Source organism: Acidisphaera sp. S103, from assembly GCF_009765975.1.
Taxonomy (GTDB): Bacteria; Pseudomonadota; Alphaproteobacteria; order Acetobacterales; family Acetobacteraceae; genus Rhodopila.
Map to the genome: position 1 here is coordinate 40,646 of NZ_LMUJ01000083.1, position 21,311 is coordinate 61,956.

Below are 21,311 nucleotides of genomic sequence, written 5' to 3' on the forward strand. Positions count from 1 at the left end.
CCGGTTGTTGTAGCCGGGAGTTCACGATGAAGTGGCGGGTGATGTTGGAGCTGGTTGGAGCGGATGGGATCGTTGGCGTTCATGAGGTCGGCGGTCGCGCGGCGGTTGCCGAATATGCGCCGCAAATGATCGGGCTGACGCTGGAGGAGGGCAAGCATCTGCTTGCTGCGTTGCAGGTCCATCTCGTTCAAGCTCAGGCGGAGGATCAATGCCGCCACCGGCGACGCTGCCAGCGCTGCGGCGCGCAGCGACCCCTCAAAGATCAGCGCTCTCGGCGATTGGTGTCGTTGTTCGGTACGGTGGAGGTCTGCGCGCCGCGCTTTACCCCGTGTCGGTGTGCGGTGACCTGCCGACGGACGCTCAATCCGGCTGCGGAGATCATGCCCGACCGATGCACGCCGGCGTACGAGCGGACCGTCGCAAAGATGGGCTCGCTGTTACCCTACCGCCGGGCGCGGACGCTGCTGGCGGAGTTTCTGCCACTCGGCAAGCCACAGGCCGTGGAAACCACGCGGCAACGAACCCTTCGTGTGGGCGCCAGGCTGGAGCAGGAGGCTGTCGCGGGGGCGGGATCCAAGCCGGCGGTGGCGACGAAATCTATTGCACTCTCCATTGACGGCGGCCACGTGCGGGCGGCTCGTCAGTATCAGGGGCGGCGTGGTTCATTTTTGACCATTTTGGGGTAACATACGGCCGCGCGGAAGCGGCCGGCGGTTGAGGGTCAGACTGGGTCGGCGTGGCTGTTGTGCGAGGGAGGCGGTCAGCCTCCCCGGTTCAGGCGTGCTGGCTTTGCAGCGGTCCGAGGCCCAGCAGGGAGAGCCAGTGCGGATGGCTTTCGCCGGTCATCAATTCTCGCGGGCTCTTGCCGACGCGCTCGGCCAACTGGCTGCGCATGTAGCGCCGATGGTTGAGGAAGAACCGTAACAAATCCAGGCACGAGGTGCCCAGGTGGCGGCGCAACGTGAAGTAGTTGCGCAGCCGCGAGTTGAGGTTCTCCACCAGCGAACTGCTGCGCGGCGTCCGTGCCATTGCTTGGTTCACCGCTTTGAAGACGGCGCGGAACTTGTCGCCGATGTTCGCCCGAAGCCGGTTCCATCCCTGCCAGTACGCGGTCGAGGTGTTGGGCAGGCGGTGTAGCAGGCAGGCTTCGCGCACGAGGGACTGAGATATCTCGAGGCTCCGCGCGATGCCGGACAGTTTCTTGTCGAGCACGCCGGCGAAGGCGAGCAGATCATCGCGCTGGTTGCGCAGCGCGACACGCACCGGGCGGATGCGCCGCGCATCCTCCGGCTCGAGACGCTCCAGTTCATCAGTGATGAAGTCGAACAACTCCCGCCGCGTGGCCCGGTCCGGACCGGCCAGCGCCAGAACGTCGTGGCTCAGCCATTGGACAAGGGTGCGGATACCGCGGCCCAGTTCACGCGCCCGGGTTTCGGCTTGCCTTGCCAGCGCCAGTTCGGTGACGAACGCCTCGTTCGGATCAGGCTGATCCGCACGGCTGGGCTTGGCCTCCAGGTTTTCACGCCGCGACCTGGCGCCCTTGGCGATGCGCGACAGCGTATTGGCGAGACCTTCGCATTGGTGGATGATGTGAAAGACATCGCCATGGCACGGCGTGTCGCCCCAGGCGGCCTTCTGCCCAGCACGCAGGCCCTGCCCGGCATCCGCGATCGTATAATCGGGGTTCAGTCCCTGCTGGGCGGCGTCAAGCAGATGTATGCCCCAGGTGTCGGCGTCGCGGTGCTGCTCCGCGGCCAGGAGATAGCAATAGGTCGATTGGGCGCAGACGCCGGCCAGAACCGGCTTTCCGGCGTGGAAAAGCTCATCGTGCAACCCGGTGCGAATGCACGACAGGTCCTGCGTGCCGTTGATCACGCCGGCCTGCTCAGCGACCGCGTGGAGCACGTTGTGGATGGTGCCGATGCTGATCGGCCAGCCCAGCAAATCGCGCATGAATTCGATAATGCCGAGATACGAACTGCGGCAGATCAGCGCCAGTGCGACGATCACCTGGCGCAGCCATCGCTTGGTGACCTGTACTTGGAATAGCACCGTACCCAGCGCACATTGATCACCATTGACGTGTAGAAATATTTTTTTGTGGCCGCTAACCCCGACCCTATTCAACATGGACAAGGGTCCGCCTAGAATGATCCTGGCACCCGCCCGGGGCATGGCGGGTAACGGTGAGGGGGACATGCCACGCACTCCGACCAAGGCCACCATCGCCGCGGAGGAAAGCGGACTTCTCGAACGGCAGAGAGCTTTTCGCACTGCCGCCGATCGGGTTGCGGTGGCTCTCGCCGAGTGCCGGGATGTCGAGGCGATTGCGCTGATTGGCTCCGTCGCCCGCCCGCTATGGCGGGAGGTGCCACGCTTCGCGCCTTATAGGCAGTTGCGTCTGCCGATCGCGCACGAATGCAAGGATGTCGATCTTGCCGTGTGGGTTTCCCGCATTGACGGGCTGGAGGACCTGCGCCGGGCGCGTAGCCGCGCAGTTGGGCAAATTGTCGCCGAGCAAGGCCATGGGCCAGCCGTCCACGAAGTTGAGGTCTTCCTGCTTGAGCCGGACACAGACCGCTATCTCGGCCGGCTCTGCTACTTCCGCCAATGCCCTGCAGATAAGCGCGACTGTTTTGCCCCGGGATGCGATCGCCACCGCTTTCTCAAACAGCACGATGGATTTTCATTCTGGCCGAAAGCTATCGCCGAGGGCGCGGCCCATCCGCTCTATGATCGCCGTGGGGGCGGAATCGTGGCCCGCGCGATCAATTTGCCGCTGACCATCCTTGATGCTGATCAGTGAGAACCTTGGTGCTATGATCGCCAGATCATGACCGCGAAGCAGTCCGCCCGACCTCCCGACGATATCGAACAAAAGGTGTTGGACGGCCAGCGCCTGCGCGCGACGTATGATCTGATGGAGCGGCGCGGGGTCACCCTCGATGAAGCCCGCGAATTGGTCGGACGTTGGCTGTATGAACGACAACAAACTAACCTCGAGGCAAAACCGTCACTTGAAGGCTGATCCGAAGATTTTGCAAACCGTCCGGAGTCCATGCAGCTAGGGGCCGTTAACGGCGATCTACAGAAAGTCGGCACGCCCGGTGGAACCAAGGTTGCTGACCCGAAAGACGCCCATTCCGCAAGCCTCTGCGCATGAACGGTCTTGCGGGCGCGATCGCTGAGACCGCCTCTCGGCTCTCCTCGTCACTAGGCTCTACGCATCGGTGTCATTCAGATGAATCAGCGCCCTCGACCTTTACCTACAGTAGAAGTCCAGACGGCGGTCCCACCGGCACGCCGTCCTGCTTTTGTCCACGAGCCACAATCATCAACGCATCATCGGGAAGCGGACGCTGGACCTGCAACGCATCGGGGGTTGGCGCGTCCAACCATGTGTCGATTTCATCACGGGTTCTGAGAATTACGGGCATTGCCTTTGGATGATACTGCTTGACCAGTGCGTTCGGCTCTGTGGTCAGGAAAGCGAACAGATCATTTGTGGTCTCGCCCTCCTTGACCTTGCGGACCGAGGTCCAGCCCGCCACCCATATTCCTGCAAAGCATGCGAGCGGGCGGTCCTCGCCCAGCGCAAACCAGATTGGCGGCTTGCGGCCATCCGGAAGTGTCTCGTTCTCCGAAAACGAAGTGAACGGCACGACACAGCGACACTCCGGCGCCAGCCAGCGGCGCCAGTGAGGGGAAGCGGTGTTGCGCACATTGGTCACGCCGGGATCGCTGTTCCGGCCTTTCAGCGCGAAGACCGGCGACGGCATGCCCCACCTGGCCATCGCCAGTTCCCGGCCGTTGGCCGTGTTGCGCACAATCGGGGCCGCGTAGTCCGGGAAGACGCCGGGCTGCGGCGGCAGATTACCGGTACTGTCGATGACGACACCGAACAGGCGACGAATGGCTTCCTGATTGGTCGTCATCGAGTAGAGGTTACACACCGTCGACCCTCCCTTCAGCGCCGCGCACGATGCCGGCCTGGCCGCCCTTAATTGCCGGCGACGTGGACTACAAGCTTATCATCAGCACCGGGATGCAGAAAACGTGCCGGATCGCCTTCGACCTCACCCAGCCATAATGGCCAATCCGCCTCGTCGAGCATCAGCGGCATGCGGTCATGAACTTTCGCCACGGCACCCGTCGCCTCGACTGTGATGCTGCAGTAGGTCCGTTCAATACTCCGATCCAGCGCAACGTAAGCTTCCCACAGACCGGCGATCGCCATCGGTTGTCCATCCCGCCGGGCGATCACCAAGCACTGATCCACGCGTCCTATGGTGCTTTGTTGATAACACACGCTGGCCGGCACAATCGCGCGGCGACGGCGGAATGCGCTGGCAAATATCGGTATCTCGACAACGGTCTCAGCCCGGTCATGGATCGGTCGCGGGGCAGTGGCCGGATCGGCCGTGTCGTGTGGCAACAGCCCCCAAGTCATCCAATCCATATGGCGGACACAAGTGGTCGGGTGCGCGCGAATGACCTGGCCCGGACGCCCAGCGGCCTGCCCCCAGATCGATCTGCTTCCGTTCGCCTCCGGGTGTATTGCCAATTGCTGTTTCCGTCATGATCGAACGTGCCTCGTCCTCAGCTTCCCGATCCAGGCACAAAATTCCGGAACGTCACCGAGTAACGAAGTTGGCTGACCGGCGGAACACTGTGCTCCCACTCCCGCCGTGACGGTCCCCTTAGCAGGTAGGCTGAGCGCGGCTGCAAGGTTTGCGAAGCACGCTCCCAGTCAGTGCCGTCCTTGCGCCGGAGCCGCAGGGTGGAAGACGACGCCAACGACACGGCGATCACGTCCTCGAACATCGCTTTGTCACGATGCCAGCCGATGCCCGCGCCGGGCGCATATTCGTTGATGAGGATCTGCTGCAACCCCTCGGCCGGAAGACCCGCAAACGCCGCTGCCTGTTCACGCAAGGGAAGCAGAAACGCAGGAACAGGCTCACTTTCCCGCAGTCGGCCGCCAGCAAAGTCATAGCGCCAGCCAAATGAGATCACTCGGCGGTTGCCGAAGAAACCATGAAACTCGAACGGCTTGAACGGCAGGTCCTGGAAACGATCGAGAAGCACGTGCTCGTCGGTGGGCGAGATCACCTCTTCCTGGTAGACGAAGCCCACCGGCGCCGTCCGCACGGCAACGAACAGATCCGTTTGATCGCGCAAGAGACGTTGTTGCCCGCTCATCACCGAAAATCCCGCGTCTTCACTTTGAGCGCGTCGATTTGGATATCAGGGACGTAGATGTCGCGGGGCTTGCGGCCGAGCGTTTCGCGAGAGTCCGGGCCGCCGCCATGGGTCACCTGGTCGCCGCGTCCATGCGTGATCGGGAACGGCAACGCGCGCTGTCCGACGCTGGCCAAAAGACGGGACAAGTCGGTCAGCTCTTCAGCCACGATATGGGTCACGTCGCTCTCGCGTTGCAGAAGGCCCCGGCAAGCGATCATGCCGGCCGACAGCACGATGCGCCGTTGCCGTTCGAATACCTTCGGCCAAACGATGATGTTGGCGTGGCCGGTTTCATCCTCGATCGTGGCGAACATGACCCCCTTGGCGCTGCCAGGCCGCTGCCGTACCAGCACAATGCCAGCCACCGTAATGCGCCGACCCGGCTGTAAGTCCGCCAAGCTGGCGCAGGAGATGACACCCAGGCGTTCTAGCTCTTCGCGAACGAACGACACCGGGTGCTGGCGCAGCGTGAGACCGACAGAGCGATAATCCGACACTACCTCTCCGCCTGCCGGCATCGGCGGCAACACCACCGGCGGCTCGTGCGACAGTGCCGGTCTCGGCGGTGGACCAGCCGCGATCATCAACGGCAGCTCCGTGTCGTCCAGGCCCCGGATTGCCCACAACGCGTTCCGCCGCGCGATCCCAAAACCTTGAAACGCGTCCGCGTAGGCCAGCCGTTCCAACGCTGACACCGGCACGTCGGCACGGCGCCAGACATCCTCGACGTCGCGATAAGCCACCGCGCTACGGCACGCGATCAGTTTCGCGGCATGGGTCTCGGACAATCCCTTCGCCATGCGCAATCCCAGCCGCACCGCAAAGTATCGTCCATCGGCCGGTTCCAACGTGCAGTCCCACGCCGAGGCATTGATACAGACCGGCCGGATCTCCACGCCATGCAGTCCAGCGTCCCGCACGATCTGCGCCGGCGCGTAAAACCCCATCGGCTGCGCATTCAGCAGCGCCGCGCAAAACACATCGGGGTGGTGGCATTTCAGCCAGCACGAAGCATAGGCGATCAGCGCGAAACTGGCGGCATGACTCTCCGGAAAACCATAGGAACCGAACCCCTCGATCTGCTTGAAGGTGCGTTCGGCGAATTCGCGCGCGTAACCGTTGGCGATCATGCCATCGATCATCTTCTGCTGAAACTTCGAGACCCCCCCGGTCACCTTGAACGTCGCCATGCTCCGGCGCAGCGCGTCGGCCTCGGTCGCGGTGAAGCCGGCACAGACAATGGCCACCTGCATGGCCTGCTCCTGGAACAATGGCACGCCAAGCGTCTTGCCAAGCACGCGCTTCAGTTCGGGCGTTGGGTACTCGACCGGATCTTTGCCCTCTCGCCGGCGCAGATACGGATGCACCATGTCGCCCTGGATCGGACCGGGCCGCACGATCGCCACCTCGATCACCAGGTCATAGAAGGTCGCCGGTTTCAGCCGCGGCAGCATCGACATCTGCGCCCGGCTCTCGATCTGGAATGTGCCGAGCGTGTCAGCCTTCTGGATCATGGCGTAGGTGGCTTTATCCTCTGGAGGGATAGACGACAGATCGAAACGTTTTCCGCGATGTGCGTGCAGCAGATCGAAGGCGCGGCGCATACAGCCGAGCATGCCCAGGCCGAGTACATCGACCTTCATGAACCGAAGGTGGTCGATGTCGTCCTTGTCCCACTCGATAACCTGGCGGTCCTTCATCGCCGCCGGTTCGATCGGGACCAACTCGTCGAGCCGGTCGTGCGTCAACACAAACCCGCCGGGATGCTGGCTGAGATGGCGGGGGAAGCCGATCAGCTCGCGCGACAAGTCCATAGTGAGCCGCAACCGCCGATCGGCCAGATCTAGCCCGAGTTCCGCCGCCTGGTCCTCTTCCACACCATCCTCTGACCAGCCCCATACCTGCGACGCCAGTGCGGCCGTGACATCCTCGGCCAGGCCCATGGCCTTGCCCACCTCACGGACTGCGCCGCGCGTCCGGTAGCGGATGACCGTCGCACAAAGGGCGGCACGGTCACGGCCATAGGTTTCGTAGACCCACTGAATCACTTCTTCGCGGCGCTCATGCTCGAAATCGACATCGATATCCGGCGGCTCTTTGCGCTCCTGCGACACGAAGCGCTCGAACAGCAGACCGGAACGTACGGGATCAATGCTGGTGACGCCCAGCACATAGCAGACCGCCGAGTTGGCGGCCGAGCCGCGGCCCTGGCACAGGATGTCCTTGCTGCGGGCATAGCGAACGATGTTGTTCACCGTCAGGAAGTACGGCGCATACTCGAGTTCCGCGATCAGCGCGAGTTCGTGTCGGAGCTGCGCCACGACATCATCCGGCGAGCCATCTGGAAACCGATGTGCGGCTCCCTCCCACGTCAGTTTCTCCAGTGTCTGCTGCGGCGTGAGAGCCGGATCTTCGATCTCGGCGGGATACTGGTAACGCAGTTCGCGAAGATCGAACGGGCAGCGCTGCACGATCTCCAGTGTTCGGGCGACTGCGTCCGGGTGGCGAGCGAACAAACGCGCCATTTCGTGGGGCGGACGCAGGTGGCAATCGACAGACCGTGCCCGTCGAAAGCCGGCATCATCGATGGTGCAGCCCTCGCGGATGCAGGTCATCACGTCCTGCAGGATGCGCCGCTGCGGCACGTGATAGAGTACATCGCCGGTCGCCACCGTGGCGACGCGAGCGGCGGCCGCGGCATCTACCAGCGCTTGCAGGCGCACTGCGTCACCCGGCCGGCGTCGCAGCGTCAGAGCCACGTAGGCATGATCCCCGAAATCCCGACGCAATCGCGCCAATCCGGACGGCAATACCTCGTCAATCTGATTCGGCACCAGGACGGCCAGCAGCCCCTCGGCATGCGCGGCCACGTCTTGCCAGGCCAGATCGCAGGCGCCCTTGCCAGCGCGGCCTTTGCCCAGGCTGAGAAGCCGGCACAGGCGCGCATAGGCTGCCTTATCCTGTGGATAGACCAGCAGAGACGGTCCATCTCTCAGGTCCAGCCGGCAGCCTGTGAGCATGCGCACACCGGCTTCCTCGGCGCGCTGATGCGAGCGCACGATGCCGGCCAGGGTATTGCGATCAGCGATGCCAAGCACCGGCAGGCCGAGCAGCCTGGCCGTCGCGAACAACTCCTCGGGATGCGAGGCCCCGCGTAGGAAGGAATAATTGGTGGTGACTTGCAGTTCGGCGTAGCCGCTCACGCCTCATCCTCGGTGCGCTGGTGATGTCGGGTTGTGCTGGGCGCCTGTCCGGCCGGCCGCTTCATCACCACGAAGCCGGATGCCTCCAGGCAGACCCGCAGATGTTCGGCTGCGATCTGTGCCACCATCGGGCCCGCGACATCAGCGCGCTTGCGGCCCTTGAAGCGCAACGCGAATGACAGCGTCTCTTCGATCTCCTCCGACGTGGCCGGCCGTAAGGGCGCCTGCTCGGCAGCAGGAGCATCTGGTGGCTCTTGGGTATCGTCTTCCATGATCCTGCGCCCATTCGATGAGGCGTAGAACATACTAAGAACATCACTTGAGAGTCGAGTCGAGAAACCCTCGGTGGTGCCCTTACCTGATCGGCAGCCCGGAGGCCAACAAAGCACCGCTACCGTCCAAGGCGGAACTCGCATGGTGGTACCAGTTCTATTTCGCGACCAGCCGAGGCCGGGTCGGCTATGAAAAGTAGCGGAAGGCCTTCGCCAGGCTCATCTGGCAGACGGCCTCGCCGAAATGGAATTTCGATGCCGCGACGTTCGATCGCAGCGCGCAGGCCGTCAACAATGCTGACCATGTCAACATCGTCATCCACAACTATCGCTGGCGGATCGGTCTCACTGACGGCGAGCGGCAGTATGACGCGCAGGAGAAGCGGCCGGCGGAGGCGCCAGTCATCCACGTCCCGACGATCACCATGGAGGGCGACGCGAACGGCGCACCGCATTTGGAACCGGCGGCGGCGTATGCCGGGAAGTGCGCGGGCAAATACGAGCACCGACTGATCAAGGGCGGCGTGGGACACAACCAACCCCAGGAGGCGCCGCACGATTTCGCCCAGGCTGTCATCGACGTGGGCGCCGCCTGGTCGCCCGACCCACGCTGCGAGGAGAGTCCCATGCAGTCCCGCCGCCCGCTCCTTCCACAATTGCTTGCTGCAGGTGCCTTGGCGGCGGGATGTCTGCCGGCCGTTCGCGGCGCCGGAATTCATTGGCATCGATGGTTGGCTCACACCGCGGCACCGTTGACCCTTGCCGACCTGCGCGGCAAGGTGGTGCTGGTGAATTTCTGAACCTATTCCTGCATCAACTGTCGCCGGGCAGCGCCATCGACCCTGTCGCGTTGGCATCATTTCCTCGGGCCTCAATTATTGTTCTTGATGTGTTCGAGCCTTCGTTTAATGTCGGCTGTGCTGAAGGACAATCGGAGGAGGGACATGGCAATCGAATGTAAGCGATGCGGCGGCTCCACGACGCTGGAAACGGTGATTAAGCTACGGCGTGGCCTATTCGACTTCCGTGAAATCCGCTCGCAAGGCGCGTACTGCGCCACATGCAAGCTAAGCGGGTCAATCGATAACGCTGCCGGCATACAACGGCCGATCGCGCCCAAGCGTCAGCGGATTTTTGCCACTGTTGTTGCGCCCTGCGCTTGGCCGATCAGGCTGTGCTGAATGGGTGTAGTGCGCTCTTTTCGGTCCATGCCCGGCCACCCTCCTGGGATATCGAACGACACAGTACTGACATCCGCGCCTTTGCAGCAAGCGAACCTGGCATGGCCCGGCACCGAAGAGACCTGCCCGAAATGCCATGGGCGGCGTCATGTCTATTATCTGCACGCGGGCCAACGCGGTGTCGAAGTTGTCGGCGGCAAGCGCATAGCCTGCCCCGTCTGTACCGGCACAGGCTCCGTGCGCACACCGCTTCGCAGTACGACAGATCCCGTCGGCTAACGTCTCACTCAGGCCATTGCCCATGCCGGTGAGGTCATTCGATCGACCCGAAACACCCTGGACCGTCTACGACACCCAGAACAAGGCAGATGAAGCAATCAGGCGGAGAGCGTCAGTTGTTGGCCGACGAAAAGCGTTCCCGCTGTTTAACGGTGCAGCTCATTCAGCGTCCATATCCTACTGCGAATACCGCGACTGAAACGCTAGCGCACAGTTAAAGCCGCTTCCTGATAAGCATGAATAGATTCACGCCTTCGTGATCCAGGACGCAGACCGTTTCTAGAAAGTATGGATTTAGGCGCTCGTGACCAAAAATTAACACAAGGGCAAGGTATCGCGACCCTGCCAAGGCCTCACCGTGCCAGAGTCTTAATGTATTCCGCTCGCAAACCGTAATTTGATGTGTCGTGGGGGTGACCTAATGTGACACTTTGACAATCTAATGCGAAGTGTGCGCGCCGGCGGCGGTCGCTCGGCGGTTGCATTTGATCTCCCGGTTGCGCCCGTATGGCGTCAGCAGAACGTGCATACGAGCGGTGACGGATGATTGCATCTAGGGCTCCCCAGCTCCAATACTTTTCATGCCTTAAAGCGGACACAATCATTATTTGGACACGGGGACCTCGTCTAGTCTTCACTCAGGAACACTTGCTCGTTCAGGGACAATCTCCGCAGTGCGCTGGCTGGATGAAAAACGCCCCACGTCGGCGGAGGGCCATGGCATGAAACTGATCGTTTGGAGGCTAGACAGTGATGACGTTCCAATTCCTCACCGGGTGGCTCGACCGACAGTCCGTCTCCACATCCGACAACTCCGAAGAAATGGACGCGCCGACCTCCATTTGTCGCATCGAACAAGCGTGTGCGGCGTTTCACACCGCGCACAATTCGATCGTTGCGCTCACCGCGGGTCGCGACGAATTCGGAGTCAATGGGCTTCCGGAGCTTCGTGCGCGACGCGACGCGGCATTTGAGCAAGTTCGCGCGCACGTAGCGGGGACGAGAAGCGCCGTGCGGGCGAAGGTGCGGGTGCTGATCGTCATGCGGGATTGGTTTGCGGTGGAGAATCCAGATGTCTCCGCTTTTGCGATAGAAGTGGCCCTCGAGGCAGCAGCACTGCTCGACAACGATCGCGGCCAGGAGTGCGCGTGTCAGGAGACACAAGGAGAGACGGTTGCGCGTCAATCGCGCGCCGCCGGGCGCCGGAACCCGCTCGCGTGGTTGGCACGCTCATGGGGCAACGCAACGGATACGCCGTTCGCAAATTGAGGATCCAGGATCAAGGCTCCTCAACTGGGAGCGAAACATGCGAGCCTTGCTTCTCTGCACGATCTTCGGCGCCCTCTCTGGCGCCGCCCACGCGGCGGCCCCGCGATGCGCGTTACCGAATGGCGGTCCGATACAAGTCGCCGACCGGCAAACCCAAGCGGCTCCGGCTGCTCCAACGACGCAGGCAACCCCGCCTCAACCGGTTCCGCCGGTTGACAGCGCAGGTTCCGGAACTCTTCCAAAATCGCTGGCGAATGTTCCGTTCGTCCAGCACGTGGCGTCCGCCGGGGCGGCGATATCCGATTTCGGACCGTCGCACGGCATGCGCTCGATTGCGGCCCGCAACGGCGATCAGTTCATGATCTTCCAAATCACCCCGGATGGTCAGGCCGCGGTATCGGGCGCGTTGACCGAGTTGACGGCTGCGCAACTCACCGCCGCCGCTGCCGGCGGCAACGTCACGCCTCTCCCCAGCCAACATGGCCTGGATGCTCTGTTCGTGCGCAGCGGCGCGCAGTTCCAGGTGTTCTACATCACCCCCGACAAGGAGCGCGTCATCCCAGGTGTGCTATGGGACAGCGCGGGCAAGGACTTGACCCGCGACGAGGTGGCGAATGTTCCGGGTGCGATCCCGACCGTCACGGTTGGAGACGTGCCAGGCGGCAAGACGGGCGCCGAATCGGGTGCGGCTGTCGCCGCCCTGCCCCTCGTGCAGAAGGCGAGTTTCGGAACGGTCGGGTCGGCGTCGGCCCCACATCTGTGGATGGTGATCGATCCGCAGTGCATCTATTCGGTGCGCGCGTATCAAATGCTCCACCCGTTCGTGGAAGCGGGAAAGTTGCAGCTGTCGATTATTCCGATCTCGGTGCTCGACTACGAGGACAATGGTCAGAGCACCAGAAGCGCTCTGGCGCTACTCAGCAAGCCGCCGGAACAGCTCGTCTCGGCTTGGCAGGCGGGCAGCGTGAACGATCCGCCCAGTCCGGCGGCGGCGGAGCGGCTGCAGACTAACAAGGCCATCGCCCAGGCGATCGGTCTGCAGGGCACGCCGACGCTTCTGTGGAAGAAGTCGGATGGCACCGAAGGCCGGACCGATGGGTTGCCGACCAGCATCGACGCGCTGATCGCTTCGATCGGGAGCTGACCATGCAGAGCTCTGTCGAAAACCGGCGTCCCCCTGCCGAGGAGACACCGCGGCGGCGGTCGCTCTTCGGCAAGCTCTTCCATGGAACGGGATGGCTTATGGCCACTCCGTTCGCCTGGTCGGGGGCCGACCGGATCAAACGTGGCTGGTCGTTGATCGGGGATCTGTTCGGGCTGCTGCGTGCCGGCCCCGCACAGGACAAGCGCTTCAAGACCGAGGACAGGAGCGCGTTCGACCTGCAGGCGACGGCGTTCGGCTACGGCATTCCGGTTCACCAGCTCAAGGCCCGGCTGGCGGCGCGCCAGCGGCAGACGGCGCGCATCGCCTACACCACGCTCGCTCTTGGCGCACTTTTTCTGGTCGGCTGGATCTGGCACGCGCTGTCGTCTCCTTGGACGGCCACGCGGATCGCCTCGGCGCTGTATTTCCTGCCGTTCTGCGCGGTGTTCTTCCTGGTGGCCTTCTACAATGCTCTGCTGAACTACCAGATCCGCTCCGGCAGGCTGGCGAACTGGCGCGAATACCTCGCAACATCGGACGACTTCTGGCCGAGCTGAATTGACTGCCCGGCGGGTCGCGGGCCGCCGCCCTACAAGCCTGCGATCCAGCGAAACAGCCCTGTCTGTGCGAGATCGTGCAGCGTCGTGACCATGAACAGCGACGCAAGGACCGCCACTCCGGCACGGGTCCCAAAGGCTTGGGCGCGGGCTGACAGCTTCCGGCGCAGCACCAGCTCGGCCGCGCAGAACAGCAGCGCGCCGCCATCGAGGACCGGGATCGGCAGCAGGTTCATCAGGGCCAGGTTGGCTGAGAGGATCGCGATCAAGGCGAGCAACGGCCCGGTGCCCGCCCGCGCGGCCTGGCCGGTGAGTTGGGCGACGCCGACCACCCCAGCGATATTGTCCGAGCCTTGGCCTGTCACCACGACCTTGGTGATGCCCTGCACGGAGTCCACGATCGCCTGCCACGTCTTGCCGAAAGCCCGCTCGGCAATCTGAATGACCGAAAGCGCCTGATGGAACGGCTCCAGGCCGTTGATGCCGAGTTGCCCGATTGTCTTGCCGTCTTCCTGGATCGCTCCGGGGTCCGCAAACAGATCAAGCGTTTTGCCATCCCGTTCGATAGAGAAACGTATGGTTTTGCCGGGGTTGGCTCTTAGTCCTGGGCGCATGTCTTCGAATGTCTCGATGCGCTTGCCATTCATGGTGAGCACCCGATCGCCGACATGGAAGCCGGCGCGATCGGCCGCGCTGCCGGCGACGACTGTGCTGGCAATCGGCAGGAAACCTGGCGCGCCGAACAGAGCCAGCAGCAAGGCGAATACCGCAATGGCAACACCGAAATTGGCCGCCGGTCCTGCCGCGATGATCGTCATCCGCGCCAAAAGCGACTTACCGGCATAGGAGCCGGGCCGAGCTGCGTCTTGCTCGCCCTCAAAGCCGACATAGCCGCCGACGGGCAGGAGGGAGAGGGTCCAGACCGTACCCCTGGCGTCAATGTGCCGAACGAGGACGGGCCCGAAACCGATGGTGAACCGCAGCACCCGAACGCCCAGGCAGCGCGCGGCGATGAAGTGACCCATTTCGTGGCAGACGATCAGGAGGTTGCCCACCAGCAATACGGCGGCGGCCGCACGGAGAGCGGAGATGATGTCGGGCATAAGGCCTCCTGGGAAGGCCGCTTCGCCTCCGCCGGGTGTCAGGGAAGGGAGAAGAAATGTTCGATCAGAAGGTGCCGGGCGGGGCGTAGCGGCTTCCGCCGGATGCCCCGGAGGCCCATGGGGCGAACTCGTAGGCCGGCCGGTCAGACTGGGAGGCCGGTTCCGTGGGCTTCATGATGGTGCCATCGCGGTTGAACACTGGGGGTGTCCAGGTCGCGTTGGCTTCGCCGTAGGCGGCGTAAGGGTTGTAGAGCGGGTTACGGACAGGCGGCGCCGGGGGCGCGTTGTAATCCTTGGCCGACCTGACATTCGGGCCGCCGGAGCACGCGGCAAGGGTGAAGGGGAGCAGGAGGAAGCAGACAAGGATGCGGCGCATCGACGGTCTCCATGATGTGGAGCCTACGATGCGCCGTCATGCTGCAAACGAGCTGCTACTCCTCGTCATAAACGGACCGATAGGTCTCGGGACGCAGTTCACGAAGTGAGCCTCGCAACAGCCTTACTGTCGCTTTGGCGCTGGCCAGCTCCATCGTCAGTCTTTCGGTCTGAGCTACAAGGGCAGCATTCGTCGCTTTCAAGTCGGCGATATCCCCATCCTTGCCCGCGAGTGCCCTATCTTGAACATCGGCCAGCCTGTTGGCGTCACGCAGCAGCGCATTGTAGCGGTTCACCAGGTCGTTATATTGGTTACGCCAAGCGGCGTCGTTCGCCGTCGCCCTGCTATTGTCTCGCGCCCGATCGAAGCTATCGAGCACTCGATACAGCGATAGCTGCTGGCTCAGCAGGATTGCACCACCTAGATCAGACATCTTCCCCTCCGCCCTCCTCAGGCACGTCCGCAGAGATGGCTCGCAGAGTGCTGTCCATACCCTCCGCGCCCGCAGCACTGCCCTCGTTGCCTGGACCAGAAATAAGCCCGCCAGGCCCGCCTCGCAACGCTTTCATATTTCCTGCGAACCGTGCGGACCCGGCCTGAATAGTCGCGACACCGTTGCCGGCCGCTTGCGTGCCGATCCCCCAAGCGGCCCGCTGCTGGAATTCGTCCATGTCCACCCGGTTGGCGGAGGTGAAGCCGATCAGGCGCGGCAGGTGATGGGGCAACAGCGTAACCATGCGGAAGGACATCAGGGCGGCGACGACATGTGTCATTACGAAGATCGACAGCAGCACGACCAGGCCGATGAAGTTGGTCACGATCCAGCCGTTCTGGAGCACGAAGCCGACGGCGATACCGAACGATTCGCGGATTAGCCAGCTCATGCAGTCGAACACGAAGTAGCCCATGAACAGGCCGATCACCATGAGGGTTGGCCGGAACACGACATTGAACAGCAGGCTCCAGCCCTCGACGGCGCGACCATGCAGCCCGTCGCCACCGACAGTCATATGGGCCAGCATCCAGAGCGGCACCGCGACCATGGCCTCGCAGACGAGGATGATCCAGCCGGCCACGCCCGCCATCCAGATGACGTAGGGGATCATTGGCAGGACGTAGGCGATGATGATGCCAGGGATCAGCAGCGCCAGGAGGGCGGCAAAGATCGGCGCGCCGAAGAAGCTCATGATGGCGTGGCCGGCGACCGTTGCCGCCGCCCCGCCGAAATTGCCGGTAAAGAACTCCCAGACGGCTGCCCCGGTCGAGGTGGTGGCCGAGGCCAGCAGCCCGGCCATGCCCATGGCCGCGAGGCTCATATTCATCAGCTTCTGTCCCATGGCCATCAGGCCGCCGAACGGGTCGGTCCAGATCTGCGTCTGGGGCAGGAGGTAACCAACGATTGTCTGGAAGGCGGCGTTGGTCAGGTTCAGCTTGTTGAAAAGCTGGTCGAGCACGTTCGGGCCCTGCGCGTCGCTTTTCGCGTCGGCGAGGGTGTAGGGCGTGCCGTTCGGCGTCCGCGTGGCGTCAGACGACTGTACCGTGGCGTCGAGCGTGGTCATGAACTGGGTCGCGGCTGTTTCGAGCGGCGCCAGATCCATGCTCAGGGCATACGGGATCCCGTCGTAGGTGGGCGAGGTGGTGACGGGCGTGGCGTTGAGCAGGGAGAGGGTCGAGGCGTTGAGCTTGGCGATTTCGAGGTAGTAGGCGCCGGCGGCGGTCCACCCGAGCGTGGACTGCTGCACCTCGTTCGGGAGGAGGTCGCTTGTGCCATTGCGGGCAGCCGTTGCGTTTGCTGCGAGCGTACTGTTCAGCGTGCTTGCAATGGAGGTCGCTGCCGCGGTCAGGTTCTGCGTGTAGGTCTGGATGGCGTTCGTATAGATGCGCTGTAATGGGGCAAGCGAAGCGGCCGTCTTGTTCTGCCAGAGATTTTGGGCGACGGTCGTGATCTGGGGCCGGATCGTCGCAATGACGTTGTTCAGCGCAGCCTGCTGGATCGCGGACATATCGACCGGGACGCCGGCAATGGTCTGCGCCCCACCGAGGGTCCCGGTAAGGCTAGTCGTACCGCAGGCGGGATTGCCTGCCTCGTCCCCTTGCGAGAGGGAATAGCGGTAGGTGATGTAACTCGACGTGAGGCTTGTCTGGCCTGTCGTCGTCTGCCCCGTGATCGGCGTGGGGTTGGCGATCAGGGTGGCGTTGCCAGCCTGGTTCACCAGCGCCATGCACAATTCGCTGGCAATGAGTCCCGCAACGATCGACTGGGTTCCAGGAATCATCGGCGTTGCAATCACGGCCGCGTCGGGACCCACGGCCTGGATCGCGTTGGTGTAGACGGCCTTGGCCATGCCCACGCCGGTCATGGCAGCCTGCATGACCAGCGCCTGCCCCGACGAGAAGCCGCCGCCCAGCGGGTACATCATGATGCCGGCAAAGCCCACGCGGACGACGAACATCCAGCTCTGTCCTTGGCCGAGCACGCGCGCGCTCTCGGCCGCACGGTGGATGTTCATGATCGTGGTGTAAGCGACGAAAGCGCAGGCGATGGCGCCGACGAAGCCGGTGAACTGCCCGACGACCTGCTGAATGACCGTGGTTTCGTGACCAGGCGAACTACCAGGCGAGGCGGTCGTGCCGGTGACGGGGAACAGCGACTGGATGACCTGGGCCGCCCAGTCATTGCCCGGACTGAGCGCGGACCAACTGACGTTGTAGGGGTTGGTTGCCTGCGCGAGGGCGGGTTCCGCCATTGCTCCGACGGCGATGATGGCGACAATGAAGAGAAGCCAGGCGTTGCGCATGACGGACCTCGCGGGTGTGACCGGGAAAGCCTGTCTTGCAGCCGTGCAAACGCGGCGTTTAAGGACTCGGGGAAGGCGAGGAGGATGCGCCGGGCGAGGCCGACCGGGAGAACGCGGCCTTCACCGCGTCGACCGCGCGCTGCAATAGTTCGCTGGCCTGTTTGGTGAGCTCTTCCATCATGCTGCGCCCCTCGGTCTTGCTGGGGGTTGCGACGGCAGCTTTCCCGACCTCCGCGTCCATCTCAATCAGGCGCTGGGTGAAGGCAGTGGCATCCGACCGACGCGCGAGAATGGGCTCGATCTCGGTACGGGTTCTGCCGTAGGCGGCGAGCGCCCCGGCTGCCTTGTCATAGGCGGCGGCGAACCCGGCGTCGTCGGACAGGGCGTTGCCGAACTGTCTGCGGAGGTCGGCGAACCGGCCGCCGTCGCGCATTTCCGAGAGGACCTGGGGCATGCCCCCCGGTTCGGTCTTGGCCGCCTCTCGGATTCTGCTCATGACGGCGGCGCCCTCGCCGTTCGTGAACCCTTGCAGGGCGTCCAGCGCAGCCTGTCCCCGTCTCTCCGCCGAAGCGAGGATTCGATCGTCGGTTTCCATCCGTACGCGCCGCTCGTTAGTGGCGATCCGGTCCGCAACCGGCGTCGCCGGCGGTTCCCATGGCGGCTGCGCCTGGTTGGCATCCGGCCGCATGGCGCGCAGCAGGGTGTCGAGCACGGAATGCTGGATCGTCACCTGGCTCTGGTTGTTGCCGCCGTTCTGGTAGGCGTTGCCATTCGGGTTGCCGTTGAACTTCGACCCGCCGGACGGGCCTCCGGGGCCGTCATGGACGTCGCGAAGCCCGTTAGGCGGGCCATTGGGTAGCCGGTTGTCAGCATTTGGGCCTCTCGTCCCCGGCGCCCCGGCACTGGCCTCCGGATCGGCAGGTCTCGGTGTCAGACGCGCCCGGTTCTCCAGTGCATCGATTGTGCTTTCGATCTCCGGATGGCTCTGATCTGTTCGCTTACCGATATCGCGGCCGGTGTTTCTTATCTCTGTCACCAGGGAACGGTCCTCGATCGTCGCCGTGGCGCCCATCAACGCTCGCATCCGTTCGTTGGTCAGGCCGACCGCCGTTCCCGCGAGCTGCGTCATTTCGGTGCGCAACGCAGGCGGCAGCTCAAGCCTTCCGAGTGATTTCTCCATATCCTGCAACGCATAGGCGACGTCATGCCGGAACCCTGGCTGGGCCCGCTGGTCCGGATCAACACCCCGCTGGCTAAGACTCTGTACCGTCCTCGCCAAGCCTGGATCGGCGCTCGCTGGAGCCAGACGCTCCAGGCGATCGAGCAGCTCGCGCATCGGATCCTTCTCGGCCGCCGCAGGCTTGCCCTGGCTGTCCGGCTTGGTTGCGGTCTCGGGCTTTTCCGCGTTGTCGGTTCTACCTGTGGGTGGGCCGACTGCCGGTTCGGTGGCCTTGGCGGATTGCTGCGATGGTGGTGGTGTTGGCGGGGGTGGCGTCAAGTTGATCGGCTGGATCAGCGCCGGTTCAGTGTTGGGTGTCACGGCCATTGATGTTCTCCTATGTCCCCGTCTTGCCGGTCAGTTCGACGCCATCGAGGGGGTCGACATCTTTGACGTCGGCAGGAAATTGCGGTCGGTGTCCTCGGCCAGCTGCGTCGCGCTGATCGTGGCGTGCTGCAGGGCCATCTTGTAGGTCTCGAACAGCAGGTAGTTGTTCAGCGCCAGCTCGAGCGCCATTTCGCGTTGCACGGCTGCCGGCGGCATGTTCTGCAGCGCCGTGTGCCAACCGACATCGCTCACCCGTCGCTCGGCTTCAATTTGCAGCACCTGCAGCCACGACCCGTTGCCGCTGGCCGGCACGGTCAGGCCCATGTTCTGCATGTACTGCGTCTGGGTCGCGGTGAGCGGAATTGCGGGCACTTGCATGCCGATCGTGTTGTCCACAAAGGTTTGCGCCAGGGACATGCGCGCGTTGTAGCTATGCCGCCGCACCGCCGCATCCTGGCCGCCGACCGATGCGAGCTGGTCGCCGCGAAGGGCGGCTGGTGCTACGGGCTGGATCAGGTTGATGGCAACGTCCTTTGCGGTGTTGACGCCGGTCTGGTCGGCGTAGGCGCCGTTGCCGAGGAAATTTGATGCCTTCTGGTCGGCATCAGGGATGGCGCTGAGGGTGCAGAGATTGGCCGCCGCGTCGTCGGCATTGCAGTAGAGCCCGAGGTGCTCGGCGGACATCGAGGCCACGCCCTGCGCCTGCCCGAAATGCGAGGGCATGTTAGGCCCGGCCTCGCCGCGCGCATCGTGGATCGCGGCGATGGTCTGGGCCACGCCGTAGGCCTGGACCGATGCGGACTGCGTGCTGACGCCACCATCGATCGCCGCGCAATGTGTCGGGCTGGCGGTCTGTTCGTCGCGGATCTGGGCGTTGCGCATGTCCCGGGCAAAGCGCGCGTTGGCGGTGTTCGAGGCGTCGGCGATTTGTTGGATCGCGCCGATCTGCGCCTTTGAGTAATTGGCGCTCTGGGTGAAGCCTTGCAGCAGCAAGGTGTTGGTGTCGCCGTAGGTGTTGGTGCCGAGGGCGGTGTTCACCGCCTTCATGGTGTCGCTCATGGCCTGCTGGACGGTTTGCATGGCCTGGATCACGTCTAGAATGCCAGTCTCCGCGGCGACGCTTTTGATCTCCTGGGCGATCGCGCCGACGTCGATCACTGGCTCGTCAGCGAGGGCGCCCGCCGCGTTGAACAGCACAGCGCCGAGAACCATGCCGAGCGCGGTTGTGACGATGAGCGAGGACTTTTTCATGCGAGTTCTCCTCAGAAAATGCCGGGCTTAAGACTGGTGGGGGGCGTGTAGCCGCTCGGTGCCATGCCTTGTCCGTGGATGTAGAGGCCACTGCCGGAGCCGACGCCCAACCCGATGGACCCGATCGGCGGGCCGCCACCGCCGAAAGAGAGCTTCGGACATGACAGTCCGCCACCCAGCCCACCGAACCCGAAATTGAACCCCGTCAGGGTCAGGCCGCACTGCGCCCGGCCGACCAGCGATGTCCACTCGCTCTTAACCAGGTTGCAGATCTGCATCTCGACCGCGTTCAGCAGGTTCTGCGGATTGAGCAGGTTGGTGACGACGTTCAGCCCTGTTCCGTTGAAGAAGTTACTCAGGCAGGTCATCGAGGTGACCGACTTCGGCGGGTTGATGCTTTGATCGTCCGCCCCGATCCTTGCGGTGAGCCCGTTGGCCGCGGCCTGGGTGATCGCTGTGCAACCGACGCTGCCTGTCGTGGTGGTTGTGGTGGTTTGGCTCACAGCGGGAGAGCAAAAGGTCACAGCCGGCAGCGCGACGCATAGGGCGAGGGTGGCAAGGCGTGTCATAGGAGGTCCTCCTTCACGGCGGCGCAGGCGCGTTCGAGGGCGGCGATCCGGTCGGGCGCGAACATGCGGCGCACCGTCGCCCTACGGGTAACCGCCTCGATCGTCGCGCGTAGCGCGCTGGCACCTGTATCCTGGCCTTGGGTAAGAGTGGCGATGACGTCGTGACAGTCCGGCAGGTCCACTTCGGCCAGCCAGTGCAGCAAGCGCAGGGTGCGGGCGGCGCCGAACTGCGCCAGGGCAGAGCGGAACTCGGTCAGCAGCCGATCGTCGTGCAGGGCGTCGCGAAGCCGCCTCAGGTCGGTCGGGACAAGCGCATCGAGCGCGGCGCCGAGTGCCACAAGCTGATCGGGTGCCCGCCCGGTCGCCTCGGTGGGCCTGATTGCGGGTGGCCATGTCGAATGATCGTCCGGGCGGAGCTCCGCCAACCAGCCCGTGACCGCCTGCTGTTCAAGATTCGGCATTTTGCCCTCCGCCCGCCATAGTGACGGCACTCTGGCGGGTGCTGCTGCAAACGGCGGG

The 21,311-nt window shown here is 63.7% G+C and carries 21 protein-coding genes; 7 read left to right on the forward strand and 14 right to left on the reverse strand.

All coding sequences use genetic code 11. The features are described 5' to 3' along the window. The first annotated feature begins 26 nt into the window (after nucleotides 1-26). Nucleotides 27-686, forward strand: a complete 660-nt coding sequence (locus GSQ89_RS27895; protein WP_158931399.1) for a hypothetical protein — start codon at nucleotides 27-29, stop codon at nucleotides 684-686. An 88-nt stretch (nucleotides 687-774) separates the two neighbouring features. On the opposite strand, the gene GSQ89_RS27900 is transcribed toward GSQ89_RS27895, so the two are convergent. Then, nucleotides 775-2,010: a hypothetical protein gene (locus GSQ89_RS27900; RefSeq protein WP_158931400.1), complete on the reverse strand. Its 1,236-nt coding sequence runs from the start codon at nucleotides 2,008-2,010 to the stop codon at nucleotides 775-777. Nucleotides 2,011-2,149: 139 nt separating this feature from the next. On the opposite strand from GSQ89_RS27900, the gene GSQ89_RS27905 reads away from it, so the two are divergent. Both GSQ89_RS27905 and GSQ89_RS27910 read left to right on the forward strand, forming a co-directional pair. Then, complete coding sequence (locus GSQ89_RS27905) at nucleotides 2,150-2,806, forward strand: hypothetical protein (RefSeq protein WP_216856441.1); 657 nt, start codon at nucleotides 2,150-2,152, stop codon at nucleotides 2,804-2,806. Between the two features lie 27 nt (nucleotides 2,807-2,833). Then, nucleotides 2,834-3,028 carry a hypothetical protein gene (locus GSQ89_RS27910; RefSeq protein WP_158931401.1) on the forward strand — a complete coding sequence of 65 codons (195 nt, stop codon included), beginning with the start codon at nucleotides 2,834-2,836 and terminating at the stop codon, nucleotides 3,026-3,028. A 238-nt stretch (nucleotides 3,029-3,266) separates the two neighbouring features. Here the strand turns inward: GSQ89_RS27910 and GSQ89_RS27915 are convergent, their stop codons facing one another. From GSQ89_RS27915 to GSQ89_RS27935, 5 genes are read right to left on the reverse strand one after another with little or no spacing between them, the layout of a single operon-like run. After that, complete coding sequence (locus GSQ89_RS27915; RefSeq protein WP_174254939.1) at nucleotides 3,267-3,953, reverse strand: SOS response-associated peptidase; 687 nt, start codon at nucleotides 3,951-3,953, stop codon at nucleotides 3,267-3,269. Between the two features lie 47 nt (nucleotides 3,954-4,000). After that, on the reverse strand, nucleotides 4,001-4,564 hold the full coding sequence (locus GSQ89_RS27920) for an SOS response-associated peptidase family protein (protein ID WP_158931403.1): 564 nt from the start codon (nucleotides 4,562-4,564) through the stop codon (nucleotides 4,001-4,003). A gap of 35 nt (nucleotides 4,565-4,599) precedes the next feature. After that, nucleotides 4,600-5,202, reverse strand: coding sequence for an alpha-ketoglutarate-dependent dioxygenase AlkB (locus tag GSQ89_RS27925; protein WP_158931404.1), 603 nt, complete (start codon nucleotides 5,200-5,202; stop codon nucleotides 4,600-4,602). Then, nucleotides 5,202-8,447: an error-prone DNA polymerase gene (locus GSQ89_RS27930; RefSeq protein ID WP_158931405.1), complete on the reverse strand. Its 3,246-nt coding sequence runs from the start codon at nucleotides 8,445-8,447 to the stop codon at nucleotides 5,202-5,204. Before GSQ89_RS27930 ends, GSQ89_RS27925 begins: the two co-directional genes overlap by 1 nt. Then, nucleotides 8,444-8,719: a hypothetical protein gene (locus GSQ89_RS27935; RefSeq protein WP_158931406.1), complete on the reverse strand. Its 276-nt coding sequence runs from the start codon at nucleotides 8,717-8,719 to the stop codon at nucleotides 8,444-8,446. Before GSQ89_RS27935 ends, GSQ89_RS27930 begins: the two co-directional genes overlap by 4 nt. Nucleotides 8,720-9,144: 425 nt before the next feature. On the opposite strand from GSQ89_RS27935, the gene GSQ89_RS38780 reads away from it, so the two are divergent. The 4 genes from GSQ89_RS38780 to GSQ89_RS27955 all read left to right on the forward strand — a co-directional run bounded on the left by GSQ89_RS38780 (nucleotide 9,145) and on the right by GSQ89_RS27955 (nucleotide 13,149). Further along, the gene (locus GSQ89_RS38780; RefSeq protein ID WP_216856442.1) at nucleotides 9,145-9,519 is read left to right on the forward strand and encodes a hypothetical protein; all 375 of its coding nucleotides are present in this window, start codon (nucleotides 9,145-9,147) and stop codon (nucleotides 9,517-9,519) included. 1,413 nt (nucleotides 9,520-10,932) lie between these two features. Then, nucleotides 10,933-11,448 (forward strand): hypothetical protein, encoded by a 516-nt coding sequence (locus tag GSQ89_RS27945; protein ID WP_158931407.1) that lies wholly within the window; start codon nucleotides 10,933-10,935, stop codon nucleotides 11,446-11,448. A 322-nt stretch (nucleotides 11,449-11,770) separates the two neighbouring features. After that, nucleotides 11,771-12,592 carry a hypothetical protein gene (locus tag GSQ89_RS27950; protein ID WP_158931408.1) on the forward strand — a complete coding sequence of 274 codons (822 nt, stop codon included), beginning with the start codon at nucleotides 11,771-11,773 and terminating at the stop codon, nucleotides 12,590-12,592. Nucleotides 12,593-12,594: 2 nt separating this feature from the next. After that, complete coding sequence (locus tag GSQ89_RS27955; protein ID WP_158931409.1) at nucleotides 12,595-13,149, forward strand: hypothetical protein; 555 nt, start codon at nucleotides 12,595-12,597, stop codon at nucleotides 13,147-13,149. 32 nt (nucleotides 13,150-13,181) lie between these two features. Here GSQ89_RS27955 and GSQ89_RS27960 read toward each other — a convergent pair whose 3' ends face one another. From GSQ89_RS27960 to GSQ89_RS27995, 8 genes are all read right to left on the reverse strand, one after another. After that, nucleotides 13,182-14,252, reverse strand: coding sequence for an RIP metalloprotease (locus GSQ89_RS27960; protein WP_158931410.1), 1,071 nt, complete (start codon nucleotides 14,250-14,252; stop codon nucleotides 13,182-13,184). Nucleotides 14,253-14,316: 64 nt separating this feature from the next. After that, on the reverse strand, nucleotides 14,317-14,628 hold the full coding sequence (locus GSQ89_RS27965; protein ID WP_158931411.1) for a hypothetical protein: 312 nt from the start codon (nucleotides 14,626-14,628) through the stop codon (nucleotides 14,317-14,319). A 55-nt stretch (nucleotides 14,629-14,683) separates the two neighbouring features. Continuing rightward, nucleotides 14,684-15,061, reverse strand: coding sequence for a hypothetical protein (locus GSQ89_RS27970; RefSeq protein ID WP_158931412.1), 378 nt, complete (start codon nucleotides 15,059-15,061; stop codon nucleotides 14,684-14,686). Then, nucleotides 15,054-17,426 carry a DotA/TraY family protein gene (locus GSQ89_RS27975; RefSeq protein ID WP_158931413.1) on the reverse strand — a complete coding sequence of 791 codons (2,373 nt, stop codon included), beginning with the start codon at nucleotides 17,424-17,426 and terminating at the stop codon, nucleotides 15,054-15,056. The genes GSQ89_RS27970 and GSQ89_RS27975 overlap by 8 nt, the downstream gene beginning before the upstream one ends. Before the next feature lie 58 nt (nucleotides 17,427-17,484). Beyond that, nucleotides 17,485-18,972 carry a hypothetical protein gene (locus tag GSQ89_RS27980; protein WP_158931414.1) on the reverse strand — a complete coding sequence of 496 codons (1,488 nt, stop codon included), beginning with the start codon at nucleotides 18,970-18,972 and terminating at the stop codon, nucleotides 17,485-17,487. A 30-nt stretch (nucleotides 18,973-19,002) separates the two neighbouring features. Next, on the reverse strand, nucleotides 19,003-20,223 hold the full coding sequence (locus GSQ89_RS27985) for a hypothetical protein (protein ID WP_158931415.1): 1,221 nt from the start codon (nucleotides 20,221-20,223) through the stop codon (nucleotides 19,003-19,005). A gap of 11 nt (nucleotides 20,224-20,234) precedes the next feature. After that, nucleotides 20,235-20,792, reverse strand: a complete 558-nt coding sequence (locus tag GSQ89_RS27990) for a hypothetical protein (RefSeq protein WP_158931416.1) — start codon at nucleotides 20,790-20,792, stop codon at nucleotides 20,235-20,237. Then, the gene (locus tag GSQ89_RS27995) at nucleotides 20,789-21,253 is read right to left on the reverse strand and encodes a hypothetical protein (protein ID WP_158931417.1); all 465 of its coding nucleotides are present in this window, start codon (nucleotides 21,251-21,253) and stop codon (nucleotides 20,789-20,791) included. Before GSQ89_RS27995 ends, GSQ89_RS27990 begins: the two co-directional genes overlap by 4 nt. Between the last annotated feature and the right edge of the window lie 58 nt (nucleotides 21,254-21,311).

Excerpts from the sequence above, each read along its gene's own strand:
- GSQ89_RS27895 (WP_158931399.1), top strand. The coding sequence starts at position 27 with ATGAAGTGGCGGGTGATGTTGGAGCTGGTTGGAGCGGATGGGATCGTT.
- GSQ89_RS27905 (WP_216856441.1), top strand. The coding sequence starts at position 2,150 with ATGATCCTGGCACCCGCCCGGGGCATGGCGGGTAACGGTGAGGGGGAC.
- GSQ89_RS27910 (WP_158931401.1), top strand. The coding sequence starts at position 2,834 with ATGACCGCGAAGCAGTCCGCCCGACCTCCCGACGATATCGAACAAAAG.
- GSQ89_RS27925 (WP_158931404.1), bottom strand. The coding sequence starts at position 5,202 with ATGAGCGGGCAACAACGTCTCTTGCGCGATCAAACGGATCTGTTCGTT.
- GSQ89_RS27935 (WP_158931406.1), bottom strand. The coding sequence starts at position 8,719 with ATGGAAGACGATACCCAAGAGCCACCAGATGCTCCTGCTGCCGAGCAG.
- GSQ89_RS38780 (WP_216856442.1), top strand. The coding sequence starts at position 9,145 with ATGGAGGGCGACGCGAACGGCGCACCGCATTTGGAACCGGCGGCGGCG.
- GSQ89_RS27945 (WP_158931407.1), top strand. The coding sequence starts at position 10,933 with ATGACGTTCCAATTCCTCACCGGGTGGCTCGACCGACAGTCCGTCTCC.
- GSQ89_RS27950 (WP_158931408.1), top strand. The coding sequence starts at position 11,771 with ATGCGCTCGATTGCGGCCCGCAACGGCGATCAGTTCATGATCTTCCAA.
- GSQ89_RS27955 (WP_158931409.1), top strand. The coding sequence starts at position 12,595 with ATGCAGAGCTCTGTCGAAAACCGGCGTCCCCCTGCCGAGGAGACACCG.
- GSQ89_RS27960 (WP_158931410.1), bottom strand. The coding sequence starts at position 14,252 with ATGCCCGACATCATCTCCGCTCTCCGTGCGGCCGCCGCCGTATTGCTG.
- GSQ89_RS27965 (WP_158931411.1), bottom strand. The coding sequence starts at position 14,628 with ATGCGCCGCATCCTTGTCTGCTTCCTCCTGCTCCCCTTCACCCTTGCC.
- GSQ89_RS27970 (WP_158931412.1), bottom strand. The coding sequence starts at position 15,061 with ATGTCTGATCTAGGTGGTGCAATCCTGCTGAGCCAGCAGCTATCGCTG.
- GSQ89_RS27975 (WP_158931413.1), bottom strand. The coding sequence starts at position 17,426 with ATGCGCAACGCCTGGCTTCTCTTCATTGTCGCCATCATCGCCGTCGGA.
- GSQ89_RS27980 (WP_158931414.1), bottom strand. The coding sequence starts at position 18,972 with ATGGCCGTGACACCCAACACTGAACCGGCGCTGATCCAGCCGATCAAC.
- GSQ89_RS27985 (WP_158931415.1), bottom strand. The coding sequence starts at position 20,223 with ATGAAAAAGTCCTCGCTCATCGTCACAACCGCGCTCGGCATGGTTCTC.
- GSQ89_RS27990 (WP_158931416.1), bottom strand. The coding sequence starts at position 20,792 with ATGACACGCCTTGCCACCCTCGCCCTATGCGTCGCGCTGCCGGCTGTG.
- GSQ89_RS27995 (WP_158931417.1), bottom strand. The coding sequence starts at position 21,253 with ATGCCGAATCTTGAACAGCAGGCGGTCACGGGCTGGTTGGCGGAGCTC.